The sequence below is a fragment of the Anaerococcus hydrogenalis DSM 7454 genome (genome assembly GCF_000173355.1).
GTDB lineage: Bacteria > Bacillota > Clostridia > Tissierellales > Peptoniphilaceae > Anaerococcus > Anaerococcus hydrogenalis.
This window is the reverse complement of record NZ_ABXA01000019.1, coordinates 64879-82895: the sequence shown is the minus strand read 5'-3', so window position 1 is coordinate 82895 and position 18017 is coordinate 64879. Positions and strand designations below refer to the sequence as shown.

At 28.0% G+C, this 18017-nt stretch carries 15 protein-coding genes; 1 reads left to right on the top strand and 14 read right to left on the bottom strand.

The features are described 5' to 3' along the window. The first annotated feature begins 86 nt into the window (after positions 1-86). Entirely contained in the window at positions 87-1478 is a 1392-nt protein-coding gene (murC, locus tag ANHYDRO_RS03010; protein WP_004813300.1) for a UDP-N-acetylmuramate--L-alanine ligase, read from the top strand. Between the two features lie 29 nt (positions 1479-1507). Here the strand turns inward: murC and ANHYDRO_RS03005 are convergent, their stop codons facing one another. The 14 genes from ANHYDRO_RS03005 to ANHYDRO_RS02940 all read right to left on the bottom strand — a co-directional run bounded on the left by ANHYDRO_RS03005 (position 1508) and on the right by ANHYDRO_RS02940 (position 17823). Beyond that, positions 1508-2374, bottom strand: a complete 867-nt coding sequence (locus ANHYDRO_RS03005) for a ComEC/Rec2 family competence protein (protein WP_004813292.1) — start codon at positions 2372-2374, stop codon at positions 1508-1510. Further along, positions 2374-2718, bottom strand: coding sequence for a type II toxin-antitoxin system PemK/MazF family toxin (locus ANHYDRO_RS03000; RefSeq protein WP_004813290.1), 345 nt, complete (start codon positions 2716-2718; stop codon positions 2374-2376). Before ANHYDRO_RS03000 ends, ANHYDRO_RS03005 begins: the two co-directional genes overlap by 1 nt. Beyond that, positions 2708-3811, bottom strand: a complete 1104-nt coding sequence (alr, locus tag ANHYDRO_RS02995; RefSeq protein WP_004813288.1) for an alanine racemase — start codon at positions 3809-3811, stop codon at positions 2708-2710. Before alr ends, ANHYDRO_RS03000 begins: the two co-directional genes overlap by 11 nt. Position 3812: 1 nt before the next feature. Beyond that, positions 3813-5000, bottom strand: a complete 1188-nt coding sequence (locus ANHYDRO_RS02990; protein WP_004813286.1) for an NAD(P)H-hydrate dehydratase — start codon at positions 4998-5000, stop codon at positions 3813-3815. Continuing rightward, complete coding sequence (locus ANHYDRO_RS02985) at positions 4997-6277, bottom strand: amidohydrolase (protein WP_004813283.1); 1281 nt, start codon at positions 6275-6277, stop codon at positions 4997-4999. Before ANHYDRO_RS02985 ends, ANHYDRO_RS02990 begins: the two co-directional genes overlap by 4 nt. Positions 6278-6306: 29 nt before the next feature. Beyond that, positions 6307-7728 (bottom strand): Asp-tRNA(Asn)/Glu-tRNA(Gln) amidotransferase subunit GatB, encoded by a 1422-nt coding sequence (gatB, locus tag ANHYDRO_RS02980; RefSeq protein ID WP_004813281.1) that lies wholly within the window; start codon positions 7726-7728, stop codon positions 6307-6309. Beyond that, the gene (gatA, locus tag ANHYDRO_RS02975; RefSeq protein WP_004813279.1) at positions 7718-9127 is read right to left on the bottom strand and encodes an Asp-tRNA(Asn)/Glu-tRNA(Gln) amidotransferase subunit GatA; all 1410 of its coding nucleotides are present in this window, start codon (positions 9125-9127) and stop codon (positions 7718-7720) included. The genes gatB and gatA overlap by 11 nt, the downstream gene beginning before the upstream one ends. A gap of 9 nt (positions 9128-9136) precedes the next feature. Beyond that, a complete protein-coding gene (gatC, locus tag ANHYDRO_RS02970; protein WP_004813276.1) occupies positions 9137-9415 on the bottom strand; it encodes an Asp-tRNA(Asn)/Glu-tRNA(Gln) amidotransferase subunit GatC in 279 nt (92 codons plus the stop codon). Further along, positions 9416-11422: an NAD-dependent DNA ligase LigA gene (gene ligA, locus ANHYDRO_RS02965; RefSeq protein WP_004813273.1), complete on the bottom strand. Its 2007-nt coding sequence runs from the start codon at positions 11420-11422 to the stop codon at positions 9416-9418. It lies immediately after the preceding gene. Between the two features lies 1 nt (position 11423). Beyond that, on the bottom strand, positions 11424-13613 hold the full coding sequence (locus tag ANHYDRO_RS02960; RefSeq protein WP_039913884.1) for an ATP-dependent helicase: 2190 nt from the start codon (positions 13611-13613) through the stop codon (positions 11424-11426). A 152-nt stretch (positions 13614-13765) separates the two neighbouring features. Beyond that, complete coding sequence (locus ANHYDRO_RS02955) at positions 13766-14083, bottom strand: YerC/YecD family TrpR-related protein (RefSeq protein ID WP_004813271.1); 318 nt, start codon at positions 14081-14083, stop codon at positions 13766-13768. Positions 14084-14092: 9 nt separating this feature from the next. After that, positions 14093-15742 (bottom strand): formate--tetrahydrofolate ligase, encoded by a 1650-nt coding sequence (locus tag ANHYDRO_RS02950; protein ID WP_004813270.1) that lies wholly within the window; start codon positions 15740-15742, stop codon positions 14093-14095. Between the two features lie 102 nt (positions 15743-15844). Further along, complete coding sequence (locus ANHYDRO_RS02945) at positions 15845-16495, bottom strand: type 1 glutamine amidotransferase (RefSeq protein WP_004813269.1); 651 nt, start codon at positions 16493-16495, stop codon at positions 15845-15847. Then, on the bottom strand, positions 16492-17823 hold the full coding sequence (locus tag ANHYDRO_RS02940; RefSeq protein ID WP_004813268.1) for a Mur ligase family protein: 1332 nt from the start codon (positions 17821-17823) through the stop codon (positions 16492-16494). Before ANHYDRO_RS02940 ends, ANHYDRO_RS02945 begins: the two co-directional genes overlap by 4 nt. Positions 17824-18017 lie beyond the last annotated feature (194 nt).

Sequence of the window (18017 nt, the reverse complement as noted above, 5' to 3'; positions counted from 1 at the left end):
TCTTAAATAAATTTATAAATGGTTATCAAACTTTAATTATGGTATAATATTTTAATGATATAAGCTTATTTTAAAAAGGAGAATCAATGTTTGAATTTAATATAAATGATCATAAATATAAAAATATACACATGATTGGAATTGGTGGAATATCAATGAGTGGTATTGCTATCTTATTAAAAAATAATGGATATAATGTGACTGGTTCTGATCTATCTATTTCTGAAACAAGTAGACACTTGGATAAAAATGGTATAGATTATGTAATTGGTCAAAAAAAAGAAAATATTAAAAACCCTGATTTGGTAATCTATACCGATGCTATCTCTGATAATAATGAAGAATTAATTGCGGCAAGGTCTCTTGGAGTTCCTGTTGTAACTAGAGGAGTATTTTTGGGCGGCTTAATGAAAAATTACAAAAACTCTATTGCTGTTTCAGGCTCTCATGGAAAAAGTACAACAACAAGTATGATTTCAAAAATTCTTATGAATTCAACAAAAAATCCTACAATTTTATTAGGAGGAGACTTAGATGAGATTGAAGGAAATGTTCATGTTGGTGATGAAGAAATTCTTGTAACCGAGGCTTGTGAATACAAAGGAAATATTAGATACTATTATCCTTCTATAGGAATTATTTTAAATATAGATGAAGACCACCTTGATTATTATAAGGATTTAAATGATATTATTGAAACTTTTAAAAGTTATTTAAAAAATCAAGATGAAAATTCTAAAACTATTTTAAATTTAAATGAAGAAAATAATAAGCTAGTTATTGATTCTGTTCAAGGAGAATTGATTACTTATGGTCAAGAAAATCCAGATGCTGATTATAATGCGACTAACATTACTTTTGATGAGGATGGAAAACCTAGATTTGATTTAATTATGAAAGACGGAAGTACTGAGCATTTTGAACTATCCATCTTAGGTAGACATAATATTAATAATGCGTGTGCTGCAATAATTTCTACCTTAGAAAGTGGAGTTGATATTGAAACAATAAAAAATAGCATTCAATCTTACAAAGGACTTGAAAGAAGAATGCAGTTATTAGGAAATATTGATGGTTGCAAAATTATATTAGATTATGGTCATCACCCTTCAGAGATTCAAGTAAATTTAAGTGCCTTAGCAGAACATACCAAGGGTCGATTAATATGCGTTTGGCAACCACACACTTATACAAGAACAAAAAGGTTATTTAATGAATTTGTAAATTGTTTTGATGATGCTGATGAGGTAATCATTACTGATATTTTTGCAGCTAGAGAGCCGTTTGATCCATCAATATCAAGTAAGGATATTGTTGATGCCTTAGTAGAAAAAGGAAAAAGTGCAAAATATCTTCCAACTTTTGACCAAGTTAAAGAATATGTACTTTCAGATATAAAAGAAAATGATCAAGTTATTGTAACTGGTAGTGGAGATTCAGATTATTTAGCTAAAATGATAGCTGGTATTTCTGAATAAAAAAATAGCAAGATAATTATTTTATCTTGCTATTTTTTGTTTGATTTTTTTGTAGTTATTTTAATTTTATTACCATCACATTTTATACTTATATCTCCATCCTTATCTGTTCTAAGAATTTTAATATTTTTATCATTTAAAATTTTTAAAACCCTACTTGATGGGTGGCCATATCTATTATTTTTTCCTACAGAAATAACTGCTAACTTAGGGTCAACTTCTTTTAAAAATTGCTTAGAAGTTGAGTATTTACTACCGTGATGACCTAGCATTAGCACATCACTTTTTAGGTTAAATCCACTATATATTAATTGGTCTTCAACATTTATGCTGGCATCTGCTGGAAATAAGAAAGACATATTACCATATCTTAACTTTACAACAATAGAATTATCATTATCTACGCCTTGTTTATATTCATTTGGCCATAATATTTGTATTTTAGCATCTGAAATATTAAATTTATCTCCTTTTTTTGGATAAATTATATTAGCATTGGATTTTTTCAAACTTTTTTTAAAAGACTTATATATTTTTGTATCTTTTTTATAATTAGGACATAAAACATTTGAAACTTCATAATTTTCAAGAATTGATATTAGGCCTGCAATATGATCTTCGTCATAATGGCTAGCTATCATATAGTCAATTTTCTTTACATTTTTATTTTTTATAAAATTATAATAATATGAACTATTTGACCTGTTTCCCCCATCTATTAAAAGAGTCTTATCATTTGACTGTATTAAAACTGCATTTCCCTGACCTACGTCTATGTAATTAATTTCTAGTTCTTGTAAATTTTTATGTCCTTTATCCTCTTTAGTATTTATTAAAAGAAATATAAATATAAGTGATAGAAATATAATTAGAATATTTTTTATTTTTGCTCTCATCACTCTATCCCTACAGAAATAGCTATGGCTGCATCTATTTTTAACATTATGGACTTATCAAAAGATCCTATTTTATCCCTAAGTCTTCTTTTATCAATTGTTCTTAATTGTTCTAATAATGCTACGCTATTTTTAGGAAGACCAAATTTATTTCCACTTAAGGTAACGTGAGTTGGCAATTTAGATTTTTTTAGTTGACTAGTTACTGGAACTATAATAATAGTAGGAGAGTATTTATTTCCCATATCATTTTGAACAACAATAACAGGCCTAACTCCTCCTTGCTCACTTCCTACAACTGGAGAAAGGTCAGCATAAAATAAATCTCCTCTTTTAACTTTCATTTCTATCTCCTATAATTTTATTGTTAGCCTTATAAATTCTAGGAACTCTATTTGAAATTGATGTCATTAACTCATAAGCTATAGTATGTATTTTATTTGCTTCTTTATATATATCTGGATATAAGGTAATATAATCACCAATTTTACAATCTATTCCACTTACATCTATCATTATCTGATCCATACAAACTCTTCCCACAACTTTTGCTATTTTTCCATTAACCAAAACTTCTCCTATATTGGAGAATGATCTTTTAAAACCATCAGCATAACCAATAGAAACAGTTGCAACTTTTATGTCTTTTGGAGCAATATAAGTTCTACCATAAGATATGCTTGTGCCCTTTCTAACATCTTTTATAAAAGAAATTTGAGCTTTAAATTCAAAAACTTGACATAATTTTATCTTAGATATTTCTCTTATATAATCCGAAGGATAAATTCCATATATTCCAATACCAAGTCTTAATAAATCGGATTTAAAATTATACTCCATAGAAGCTGCTGTATTTGATATATGCACTAACTTTAAATCAAAATCATCTTTTATTTTTTCTATTATGTATGTAAATTTTTGGTATTGAATTTTAGTGTATGTTAAATCTTTTTCATCTGCAGTGGCAAAATGAGAAAATGCTCCTATAAAATTCAGCTTTTTAAATTTTTTTAATTCTTTTATTTTCTCTATTTCAAAATCTCTAAAGCCTAGTCTAGTATGACCAGTATCTAGAAGTATATGGCAATTTATTGTATCAAGTATGCTTTCATTTATTTTTCTTGCATAATCTAAGTCATATATTCCAACGTCTATATTAAGGCTAGAACATACCTTGTATTTATCTATAGGCAAATATCCAAGAATCAATATTGGTTTATCTATCCCATTTTCTCTTAAATATTTTGCCTCTTTAAATTGAGCTACCGCTATGTAATCTATTTGATCATTAATGTATTTGGCAATTTCTAAAGCTCCTAGACCATATCCATCTGCCTTTAAAACTGCACAAATTTTTGAATTTATTGATTTTTCTTTTATTAATTTAATATTATTTAATATTTTATCTAAATCTACTAACAAATAATTTTCTTGCATTCTAACACCTCATTAACCTGTAGGCTTTTGGTAAATTTTCTATAATATCACTAGCAATTAAAGAATCTTCACAATTATTTTTTGCGTAAATATCTCCAGCTAAACCATGGATATAAACTGAAAAAACAGCAGCCTCAAAGGTATCCATAAGACAAAGATTAGAAAGTAATATCCCAGTAAGCACATCACCGCTACCAGCTGTCGCCATACCAGAGTTTCCTGAACTATTTATGTATAATCTATTTCCATCTGTTACGATTGTATTTTTTCCCTTCAAAACCAAAATAACTTTATGTTTTTTTGCAAAATCAACTGCTACTTTTTCCCTATTTTTTTTAATATATGATAATGGAAGTCTTGAAATTCTTGAAAATTCCATTTCGTGTGGTGTTAAGACTATATTTTCTTTTCCATCAATTATATGTATATTGTTATTTAGGCAGTTAAGCCCATCAGCATCTATTACAATTTTTTTATGGTAATTATCTAAAATTGCTTTAACTAATTGATTTAAATCTTTTCCTTCGCCCATACCTGGTCCAATGGCTATCGCATCTTTTCCTTTGCTTAAATCTAAAATTTTATCTACTATATTTATTTCATTATAAAAATAATCACAATCTACTTCTTCTATTATACTTTCTGTTGACTTTATTTGTAAAATATCTGAAATTGATGAAGGACATATTATATATGAAAGTCCAGCGCCTGATCTTAGAGAAGCGAGTGATGACATATAAACGGAACCTGCCATTCCTTTTTGTCCACCAATTACAGCAACCTTTCCAAAATCACCCTTATGACCAAACTCTGGCCTTTTTTTTATTAAATTTTTTATGTCATTATCTATTTTAAAAATTTCATCATTTTTTGTACAAACAGCTACAGCGTAATTTCCATCATGACTTATGCTAATAGATGCTTTTGATTTTTTACCATTTATATATATTTCTGGCTTATTATTTATGTGTCTAATTTCAATTTTTTTTCTTAATATGTAGGCTAAATTAAGGTTAAAAGCCTTAATTATAGCTTCTTTTGCTGCAAATATACCAGCAAAAGTTTGAATAGAATTTTCTTTTTTTCTAGAATAATGAATTTCATTATCAGTAAATATTTTACTATCAAAATTATTTTTTTCTAATTTATTTTTTAATTTTTCTATATTTACTATATCTATTCCTATCATTTCCTTTTCCTTAAATTATCGAAGGCTAGTTTTGAATTTTTCATTATTTCTTCTATATCTAAATTAACAAATTTTTTATTATCATATACCAATTCGCCATTTATTATTACATATGAAACATCAGTATCAAATGTTGAATATGATAGTGATGATATAAGGTTATTTTGTGGAGTATGGTTTGGATTATTTAAATCAATCAAAATAATATCAGCTAACTTTCCTTCTTCTAAACTACCAGTTTCTTTATCTATACCTAGAGCCTTTGCCCCATTGATTGTTGCCATTTTTAAAACCTCAAATGCTCTTAAGTTTTTAGGATTTTCATATTTAGAAACAAGGGATGCTATTGAAATTTCTTTTAGCATGGATAGATTATTGTTACTAGCTGAAGAATCTGTTCCCATAGCTAAGTTTATTCCTTTATTAATAACTCTTGTGCAATCTAAAAATCCTGATGACAGTTTTAAATTGCTTGAAGGATTATGGACTACAGAAACATCATATTTTGACAAGATTTCTAAATCCCTATCAGATAAGTGGACCCCATGAGCTGCAATTGTTTTATTTTCAAATATACCACATTCTTCAAAAACTTCTGTTGGACTTTGGCCAAATCTTTTTATACAATCATCGTTTTCAATTTTTGTTTCAGATAGGTGGATATGAATTGGCATATTATATTTTTTAGAAACTTTGGATATTTCTTTCAAATAGTTTTTATCTGTTGTATAAACAGCATGAGGACCTAAAGCAATATTTACTCTTCCATCTTGACTATTTTCATATTTTTTATAAAGATCAATATTTTCTTTTATTTTTGAAAAATTCTCATCCTCAAGAGTTAATCCTCTTGAAATTTGTGCTCTCATTTTAGATTTCTCTAAAGTTTTTATAGTTTGATCTTCATAGTAATACATATCTGCAAAAGTGGTAGTCCCTGTCATTATCATTTCAGATTGTGATAATAAAGAAGCCCAGTAAACATCTTTTTCAGTTAACTTATCCTCTAGTGGCCATATTTTATTATTTAGCCAATCCATAAGTTCAACATCATCACTATAGTTTCTAAATAAACTCATCCCAACGTGGGTATGGGCATTTATAAAGCCTGGCATAGCAAGAAAATTTTCTCCATCGATTTTTTTATCATATGAAAATCCAATTTTCTCCTTACTTATTTTTTTTATTTTTCTATCTTCTATATAAATATTTCCATTTTTTATTACTTCCCCATCTGCCATTGTGAGGATTTTAACATTTTCAATTAATATATTCATAATAAATAAGAGCAGCACAAGGCCTGCTCTTAAATTTCTCCTATTCTTTCTTTCAACAATGCATTTACTTGTTGTGGATTGGCTTTTCCTTTGGTTTTTTTCATACATTGACCCACCAAAAATCCAAAGGCCCTATCTTTACCATTTTTAATATCTTCAACAGATTGTTGGTTTTCTTCTAAGACTTCTTTGACAATATCTTCTAAGAAATTTTCATCAGAAATTTGAAGTAAGTTTCTTTCTTTTGAAAGCTTTTCAGGATCTTCATTTGATTCAAAGATTTCTCTTAATAGTTTCTTACCAACATTATTATTTATTTTATTATCTAAAACTAAATTAATTAACTTAGCAAAATTTTCAATAGATAAATTCATTTGATCTGCTTCAATTTCACTTTCATTAAGTCTTCTAGATAATTCTGTTAGTATCCAATTTGAAACTTCTTTAGGATTTTTTACTATTTCATTTGTTTTTTCAAATAAATCAGCTAATTTCCTATCATTTGACAAAAGACCTGCATCATAATCTGAAAGTTTGTATTCTTTAATATACCTTTTTGCTTTTGCTTCTGGTAATTCTGGTAAATTATTCTTTATTTCATCAATAAATTCTTTGCTTAGTTCAATCCTTGGAATATCTGCTTCTATAGAAAATCTATAGTCATTTGCAGTTTCTTTTGTTCTCATAGAAATTGTAGATTGAGAATCATCGTCCCATCTTCTTGTTTCCTTTACAGATTTTTCTCCATTTTCTAGCATTTTTTTGTGCCTATCAGTTTCAAATAATAAGGCATCTTCGATGGCTTTTATAGAGTTTAAGTTCTTAATCTCTGAAATTGCAGTTCTTTCGCCTGTTTCAAGATTTTCCAAGTTTATATTTACATCACAACGCATTTGACCTTCTGCCATTATACAATCTGACACGTCTAAAAATCTTAGAGTTTGGGCTAATTTTTCTACAAATTCTTTAGCTTGTTTGGCTGATTTCATATCTGGCTCAGTTACAATTTCTATTAGTGGAAGACCTGCCCTATTATAGTCCATTAGGGTGTTGTTATTCTCATCGTGATTTGACTTTGCTGTATCTTCTTCCATATGAATTGAATTTAACCTTATTTCATCTCCATCACTTAAAATAATATGGCCACCGATAGCATAAGGTTCATCTTGTTGAGTTATTTGATATCCCTTTACAAGATCTGGGTAGAAATATTTTTTTCTATCCATTTTCATACTTTGTCTAATTTCACAATCTAAAGCTAGACCTGCTTTTATTGCATATCTTACAGCTTCCTTATTTATTAAAGGTAAAGTTCCTGGATGACCTAAACAAATTGGACATGTGTTTGTATTTGGTACAGCACCGAATTCATTTTTACAGGAACAAAACATTTTTGTTTTTGTAGATAATTCTACGTGAATTTCTAATCCTATAATAGTTCTAGTCTTCATTTATTTTCCTTTCGAAAGTTTCACAAGCATTTATAATATCATTATCTTTAAACCTATCTCCAATAATTTGAATACTTCCAGATATTCCCTTTCTAACTGGAATAGACACTCCACAAGATCCAGTTAGATTGACACAAACATTAAAAATATCTGAAGTAAAGTCCTTCAAAGGATCATCAACATATATTCCTAATTTAGATGGTAAATCTACAGTAGTTGGTGTTATCAAAAGATCATAGTTTTTGAATATTTCTTTAAATTCTTCAACTATTAATGTCCTTAACTTTAATCCTTGTTTATAAATTCTTTGATCATCTTCGCTTGAAAGATACATTGTTCCAAGAGCTATTCTTCTTTGAACATTTTCTCCAAATCCTTCTGACCTATTTTTAATAAATAATTCTTCAACATTTTTGTATTCATCAGTTTGATGACCAAATCTTATACCATCAAATCTTGATAGGTTGCTTGAAACTTCTGAACTCATTACTACATTATAAACTTCATTTGCATATTTAGAATATTTTAAATCAATAGGAATAATTTCAGCTCCCAATTCTTTTAAAATTTCTATTGCGTGTTTATAATCATCTTCAACTTCTTTATCTAAATTATAAATATTATTTTCATTTTTGATAACTGCAATTTTCTTTCCTGAAAAATCAAAATTTTCTTCCTTATATTCATATTTTTCAAGACAGGATGTCATATCAAATTTATCTGGAGATTGACATGTGTTAGCTATTGTTCTTAAATCTTTTACGTTTTTAGCAAACAATGATACTTGGTCCAAACTATTAGCCATTGAAACAACTCCAGACCTGCTCATTAAAGAATATGTTGGTTTATATCCTATAATATTGCAATAACTTGCAGGTTGTCTTACTGATCCACCAGTATCTGTTCCAAGTGATACTAGTACATCTCCTTTTGCAACACTTACTGCTGAGCCTGAAGAAGATCCACCCGGAATTAAATTTTCGTCTAAGGGATTTTTTATTGGACCAAAGTATGATGTTTCTCCTGATCCTCCCATTGCAAATTCATCCATATTTGTTTTTGCAATAATAATCGCATCTTCTTTTAATAGATTTTCAACTACTTTTGCATTAAAAACAGGATTAAAATCTTCTAGTATTTTTGAAGCACAGGTCATTTTCATATTCTTATAAGAAATGTTGTCTTTGACACTAACTGCTATTCCAAATAAGGAACCTAATTCTTCTTTATTTTTTAATTTTTCATCTAAGTACTTTGCCCTTTCTAAACTATCTTTCTCATTTATAGAAATATAGGCATTATATTGGTCATTTTTTATCTTTTCTAAGACATTTTTTGTATTATCATATACTGAAATTTCATTATTTTTAAATTTATTAATTGTTTCTTTAATATCCATACTTGCTCCTTAAAGTCTCCAATCCAACCTAAAATAACCATACTCAGTATCTTTAGCATTTTTAAGAGCATCTTTTCTATCTAGAGATTTTCCTGGAATATCTTCTCTTAAAATTGCCTCATGATTGTCCAACATTTCAGTCATTTTTACATCTTTACAATCAACATCAAAAATATGGTCAATAAAATCTAAAATCTTATTATATTTATTAGAAATTAATTCTACATCTTGGTTAGATAAATCAAGATTTGCTAGTTTATAAATTCTAAAAACTTCATTTTTATCCATTTAATCCTCCTCTAATTTTCTTATAAATTCAAATAATTCTTCATTTTCTAAAACTTTTATACCTAACTGGTCTGCTTTTTCTTTTTTACTTCCTGGTTTTTCTCCACATAATACAAGATCAGTATTTTTAGAAACAGAAGAAGTAACATCTCCATTATGGTCTAATATAAGTTTTTTTATATCATTTCTTTTGTAATTTTCAATACTACCTGTAATTACAATTTTCATACCTTCTAAGGAATTAGATACTTCACTTTCTTCGATTTTTTTAATTTTAATACCTTTTTCAAGTAATTTATCTATTGACTCTTTTATATTTTTATCATTAAAAAATTCAACTATATCATGAGATGTTTTTTCGCCTATATCTTCTACTTCAACTAAGTCATCTTCTTTAGCATTTCTTAAATTTTCTAATGATTTATATTTCTCAGCTAAGTCTCTTGCCGTTTTGACACCAACATTTGGTATGCCAATGGCATAAATAAAGTGATTTAAGTCGCATTTCTTACTATTTTCTATAGCCTGCAATAAGTTATTTGTCTTTTTTTCTTTAAATGATTCCAAATTTATTAAATCTTCATATTTTAAATCATATAAATCATAAATCTCTTTAATATCTAGCTCATTGATAAATAATTCAACAGTTTTTTCAGATAAACCTTCTATATCCATTGCATCTCTAGATGCAAAATGTACCATCCTTGCCTTTAATTGAGGGGTACAAGAAATAGAGTTTGGACAATAGATATGAACATTTCCCTCAATCAATTCGCTGTGACAATAAGGGCACTTTGTTGGCTTTTTAATTTCTACAGTATTTTCTTGGTTCTCATCAACAACTCCCAAAATTTCAGGGATTACATCATTAGACCTTCTTATAAATACTTGTGATCCAATCTTTACTTTCTTTCTTAAAATATCATCGTAATTATTTAAGGTTGCTCTTTGTACCGTAACTCCTGAAAAATCTACAGGCTCCAAAATTGCTGATGGGGTAACTTTTCCTGTTCTTCCTACATTCCAAACAACATCTAAAAGTTTTGTTGTGTATTCTTCAGGATCATACTTATAAGCTATTGACCATCTTGGAAATTTATTTGTGTAGCCCAAAACTTCCTGAGTTTTAACATCATTTACCTTTATAACTACCCCATCTGTCAAAACATCAATATGATGTCTTTCTTCTTTTATATAGTCTATCTCTTTAACTATTTCATCAAAATTTTTAATTAATTTTTTGTAAGGGTACACTGGTAATTTTTGTTCTTCTAAAAAATTCAACTTATCTTCTTCAGTTTTAAAATCTAAAGAGTTAGTAGAAATTTGATAAAAATAAGCCTTTAAATTTCTTTTTCTAGTTTGACTAGTATCTAGGTTCCTAATAGCACCTGCAGCTGCATTTCTTGCGTTTTTTAATGGAATTTCATTTTCTTCGTTATATTTTTTAAGGCTTGATAAGGGCATCACAGCCTCTCCTTGAATTTCAAGCAAAGACTTTTCTTTTATCTTTGTTGGAATAGTTGGGATAGTTAAAACTTGTTTTGTAACATCTTCTCCAACAATACCGTTTCCCCTAGTTGATGCTGTTTTTAATAATCCATTCTCATATGTTAAGTTTATAGTTAGACCATCAAATTTATATTCTGTAAGAAATTCTAATTTCTCTAACTTATCATCATGACTATTATTATATTGGTCTCTTAATTTCTTAGTCCTTATAATCCAATCTTTTAACTGATCTATATTTTGAGATTTGTCTTGGGAATATAGTCTTGTAATATGAAAGTGCTTTTCAAACTTATCTAAGATTGTTCCCCCAACTCTTTGAGTTGGAGAAAAAGCATTGATATAGCCAGTAGAATTCTCAAGTTCTCTAAGCTCGTCGTATAACTTATCATATTCACCATCAGAAACTATAGGTTCATCTAAGGTATAATAGTGATAATTTAATTCATTAATCTTATCTATCAATTCATCTATTTTTATTTTATTTTTGCTATCCATCTTATATCCTTTTTATTGGTGCATAATCTTGATTAAGTTTTTTTAAGCCTTTTTTATCAAAGGCTACAACAAGTTCATTACCATCATCAGATTTTTTTATTTGAACTATCATTCCTTCTCCCCATTTAGTGTGGATTATTTTATCACCAATATTAAACTCTTCTTTTGAGGATTCCTTAACAGTGTTTTTCTTCAAAACACTCTCTCTTGCCTTATCTCTCATATAAGCCTCATTACTTCTCATCTTTACATAAGGAGAATAGGCTGGAGTTTTATCCTGGTCAATTTGTTTTATAGATGATTTTATTTCACTTAAAAATCTAGAAGGTTTATAATATACTGCCTGACCAAATTGTCTTCTTATTTCAGCACTAGATAAGTACAATTTTTCCATAGCCCTTGTAATAGCAACATAGCATAGTCTTCTTTCTTCTTCGATGTTTCCCTCATCTATAGATCTTTTTGATGGAAATAAACCATCATCCATTCCAACAACAAAGCACACCTTAAATTCAAGCCCCTTTGCTGAGTGAATTGTCATTAAGGATATTGAATCATCACTTTCTTCTGTTTTATCAAGGTCTGATAAAAGAGATAAATTTTCTAGATAGTCATGTATATTATCTTCAGGATTATTTGATTCGTATTCTGCTGCTGAAGAAATAAATTCATTTAAATTATCAATTCTCGACCTATTTTCAACAGAATAAGATTCCTCTAAAGCCTTAATGTAACCACTCTTATCCAAAACTTCCTCAATCAAGTCAACTATTTTATAATCCTCATAATTATCAAAGATTTCAGATAGGGGGTTATAGAATTTTTCACATGAAGTTTTTAACTTAGTAGGAAGATTAGAAAATAAAGAAGGATCACAAACAAGCTCTGTTAATGAAAAGCCCAGTTTACTTGCTTCTTTTTCTAAATTCTCAATAGTTTTATTTCCAATTCCCTTTTTTGGTTCATTAATAATCCTTTTTAAGCTTATATCATCTTTAGGATTAACTAGAACTTTAAGATAAGAAATTAAATCTTTTATTTCCTTTCTATCATAAAACTTAAGACCACCTACAACCTTATAATCTAAAAGATTTTTCATAAGATATTCTTCAAAAATTCTTGACTGAGCATTCATCCTATATAAAATCGCCATATCTTTTAACTTATATCCATCATTTAGTAAAGAATTAATTTCGTCTATTACAAACTTTCCTTCTTCTGATTCTACTGAGGATTTCTTGTACAAAACTTCAGATCCATCATTTTGAGATGTCCATAAATTTTTATCTTTTCTTTCAGTGTTATTTCTTATAAGTTTATTTGCTACATTTATAATATTAGAAGTTGACCTATAATTTTGTTCAAGTTTTATAGTTTTAGCATTTTTAAAATCCTTCTCGAAATCTAAAATGTTATTAATGTCAGCTCCTCTAAAACTATAAATTGATTGGTCTGCATCCCCAACTACCGTTATGTTATTGTGTAATTTTCCAATTGCCTTTATTAATTCGTATTGGCTCTTGTTGGTATCTTGATACTCATCCACATATACATACTCAAACTTATTTTGATAATATTTTAAAGTATTAGGGTCACTTGCAAATAAATCCAAAGTTTTTAAGATTAAATCATCAAAGTCTAAAGAATTATATTCAAATTTCTTTTTTTCATAATTTTTGTATATCTTATAATATTCTTCTTGTTTGGCATAGAAAGTGTTTATATTTAAAAACTCCTCTGGACTTATAGATTTATTTTTACAAAAGCTAATTACATTTAAAGCTTCTTTCGGACTTATTTCATCCTTGTAATTTAAATCTTTAATTATTTCTTTTACCAAAGTTTTTTGATCATTTGTATCGTATATGGTGAAATTATTGTCATATCCAATTTTGTTAATATTCATCCTAAGTATTCTTGCACAAATGGAGTGAAATGTACCAATCCATAAGTGAGAAACATCTTCATTTAAAAGATTTGATATTCTTTCTTTCATTTCATTTGCAGCCTTATTAGTAAAGGTAATAGCCAATATATTAGTTGGATTTACAAATTTTTCCTTAATCAAATAAGAAATACTAGTTGTTAGAACTCTTGTTTTTCCACTACCAGCTCCTGCAACTACGAGTAAAGGTCCTTTCTCATGTAAAACTGCTTCTTTTTGTTTATCATTTAAATTAGATAAGTCCATCATTCACTTCCTTTCATCCTATTAATTATACCACAAGTGCATAAGTATTCTAAGATTTACGGATAAGACAATATTAAATTACTAATTATTTTAATAAATGAAATATTAAAAAAACGAACTTATCAATAAAGATAAATTCGTTTCTACTACTTTTACTTATTTTTTTCTTCTTTTAGATTATTTGCTATAAGTTTTTCTAAAACTAGATCATATCCATCTGTTCCGTAATGTAGGGACCTATTAACTCTTGAAATTGTCGCTGTTGATGCTCCAGTTTGTTCTTCGATTTCACTATAAGTTTTTCTAATTTTTAATAGTTTTGCAACTTGTAATCTTTGTGAAATTGATTGAAGTTCCCTAGCTGTACAAGCATCTTCAAAAAATTTGTAACATTCGTCTCTATCTTTTAACATCAATATAGCGTCAAAAAATTCGTCTAAATCTTTGCTTTGTAATTTTGAATCTGTCATTATTATCTCCTAAAATAATCCAATGATATTTCCCTGATCATCAATATCTATATCATATGCAGCAGGTCTTTTTGGAAGTCCTGGCATGGTTAAGATATTTTGAGTTAGAGCTACTATAAAGCCTGCTCCCTGATTTAATCTTATATCATTGATTGTAATCTCATATTCGCTATCTGGATTTAAATTTTTAGGATCGTCAGAAAGTGAATATTGAGTTTTAGCAATACATATTGGTAAATTATTTGAATTTAATTTATTAATTCTCTTAATTTCATTTAAGGCTTTTTTAGAATAATTAACCCCACTTGCCCTATAAATTTCTTTTGCAATTATTTCAATTTTATCTTCGATTGGTAAATTTTCGTCATATAATACTTTGAAGTCATTGTCATTTTTGCTATTTTCTATTATATATTCACATATATCTAGACATCCTTGGCTTCCCTTATGATAAACATCACATTCAAAAGCCTTTAATGATAAGCCTTCAACAAGATTTTTTAAGGTATCTAATTCTTCTTGAGTATCTTGATCGAATTTATTGATTGCAACGACAATATTGTTTGAGAATTTTTTTAAATTTTCAAGGTGAGTTTGTAAATTTTTGAAACCTTTTTTTAGATTTTCAATATTTTCTTGGTCGATATTTTTTAAATCTTGACCCCCATGATATTTCAAGGCTCTTATTGTAGCAACGACAACAGTCATATTTGGTTTTAGGTCAGCCTTTCTACATTTTATATCATAGAATTTTTCAGCACCAAGATCAGCTCCAAATCCTGCTTCTGTTACTGCAAAATCTGAAATAGAAAGAGCAGTTTTTGTAGCGATTATAGAATTACAACCATGAGCTATATTTGCAAAAGGACCTCCGTGAATTATAGCTGGTGTATTTTCTAAAGTTTGACATAAATTTGGCTTTAAGGCATCTTTCATCAAAACACAAACTGGGCCTGTTGCCTTAATATCTTCAACTGTAACAGCATTACCTTCATAATCATAAGCAACTATCATTTTTGATACTTTTTTCTTAAAGTCAAATAGGTCATTGCTTAGACAAAATACAGCCATCATTTCAGTTGCAACTGTTATATCAAAACCATCTTGCCTTACTATACCATTAGTTTTTTTACCAAGACCTACTACAACTTCTCTTAGCGCCCTATCATTTAAGTCAACGCACCTTTTCCAGACAATGTTATTCAAATCAATATTTTTTTCATTTCCTTGATAAATGTGATTGTCAATCATAGCAGATACTAAATTTACAGCACTTGTAATTGCATGAAAATCTCCAGTAAAGTGTAGGTTAATATCTTCCATTGGTATAACTTGAGAATAACCTGCTCCACAAGCTCCCCCTTTGATACCAAAAGATGGTCCCAAAGATGGCTCTCTTAAAACAGAAATTGATTTTTTACCTAACTTATTAAGTCCCATTGATAAGGCAATATTCATGGTAGTTTTTCCCTCACCAAAAGGTGTTGGAGATATAGCAGTTACTAAAACAAGTTTTGAATCTGATTTCTTCTCAAAATTTGGTTTAATTTTCGCCTTATATTTTCCGTACTTTTCATAATCATCAATTCCAAGATAAGCAGCTATCTGATCTATATCTTTAATATCAGCTTCTCTTGCAATTTCAATATCTTTTTTCATTTAAACTCCTATAATTTACTATATATTTTGCTTTTCAGATACATTATATCAACTATTTGCATGTAGTGCAATAGTTTATTAAAGTGAATTAAAATTTATTAATTAACTTTTATTATTTTCTATAATATCTAGGAAAGTATTTACCAGATTTTCATTCCTAGCTAGAAGTGGCCCATGTAGGTATGAAGCAAAAGTATTCTTATATCTAAATCCTTCTGTTTTATCTTCTCCATTGTTTCCATTTCCTTCTATTACACTTGAAAAGGCATTTTCCTTCTTCTTTAAAAAAGTTACTCCACCGTGATTTTCAAAGCCACGATAAATTTGACCGTTTTTATTATCTTTAATCTCAATATTTCCTACAAATCTATTTGCATTTTCTTGATTTTTTGTATAATAATCAAAAATTTTAAGTCCCTCAATTTTATTATCATAGGCATCATAATAATATTGACCCATCAATTGGTAGCCCCCACAAATAGCTAGGAAAAGTCCATTATTTTCTATATATTTTACTATATTTTCTTTTTTATCTTCCAAATCTTTTTCAACAATTGATTGTTCATAATCCTGACCTCCACCAAAAAATACAAAGTCATATTTCTTATAGTCAAAATCATCTTTTAAGCTAACTACATCTACATTTACTTGGTGACCTTTTTTTTGGGCAAAATATTTTAAGGCCATTACGTTTCCAACGTCTCCATAAGTATTTAATAAATTTCCATATAAATGACAAATATTTATAATCATTTGAGTTTTAATACCTCTCTTAGTCTAAGCATAGCTGTATATGTTGAAAGAATATATATTTTATCACTTGATTCTTTTTTTATTTTTTCAAAAATTTCATCTTCATAATCAAATTCTTTAATTTCGCCATCAAAAATATCTGCTATTTCAAGTCTTCTTTTCATATCAGCCTTTCTGATTCCCGATACTTTTATAGATTTTATATCTAATATTTTTAATTTCTCATAATATGAATCGTATATCCAAGATACATCTTTACCATCAGCATAATTATCATTTAAAATGCAATATAGACTAATTGGCTTATCCTCAAGAAGCATTAGATTTATAATTTGGTTTAGTCCAGTTGGATTTTTAACTAGGTTAATAACTACTTCCTTACCTTCTATATCAATAACTTCTTGCCTACCAAAAACATGCTCTTGTAATTTCAAACCATTATATATTTTATCATAGGGAATTTCTAATTCATTTGCTAAAGAAATTGCGCTTAGGGCATTATATATATTATAAAATCCACCAATTTGTGTTTCGTACTTCTTACCATTAACTATAAATTTAGAAAAATTCGCCTCCATACTTATTATTTCATTAATCCTATAATCTAATTTAGGAGAATGAAAATCACAAGTTGGACAAGAAAAATCCCCAAGAGAAGAATAATTTACCAAGTCATATTTTAAAACACTATTACATTTTGGGCATAAAATTCCATCACTATTAAATTCTGCATCTAAATTGTAAGAATTAGAAATCTTGTTATCTTCCCTAATTCCATAATAAATAGGTTTATAATTTTTTAATGAATCATAGGAAAAAATCGGAAGATCTCCATTTGCAATTATTTTCACATTTTCCACATCTTCAAGACCACTTAATATTTTCTTATAAACATTATAAATTTCCCCAAACCTATCCATTTGATCTCTAAAAATGTTTGTCAATACCACATAATCTGGTTTTAAAAATTTGCTTACCCTAACTAGATTAGCCTCATCTACCTCCAAGACTGCTACTGTATTTTCATTTTTATCATTATCCAATAAGCTTGTTATTATGCCTTGTACCATATTTGAACCTGAATCATTTGTAAAAACATGATTGTAGTGATTTCTTAAAATATTAGAAATAAAATGTGTCGTCATTGTCTTTCCATTTGTTCCTGTTACAAATATAAATTTGGTATTTTCGCTTAAAGTTTTTAAAATATCCTTATCAAGATTATAAGCAATTTTACCAGGAAGGCTTGTTGCCTTATGGTTTGTAATTTTTAGTAAAAATCTACTAAATTTTGCAACTTTTATAATTAAATTTTCTTTTATACTCATGAAAAAATTATAACAGAAAATCAGTCACTTAGTCTATTGTCTTTTAAAAATAATTTAAAAATATGCAAAAAAAATAGGCTACAACTTATTTGTTGTAGTCTATTTTTCAGAAATTATATTTTTGGAAACTTCTATCATCATATAATCAACCTTATCAGACCATTCTGGATCACTTGCATAAAGTTTTCCTATGG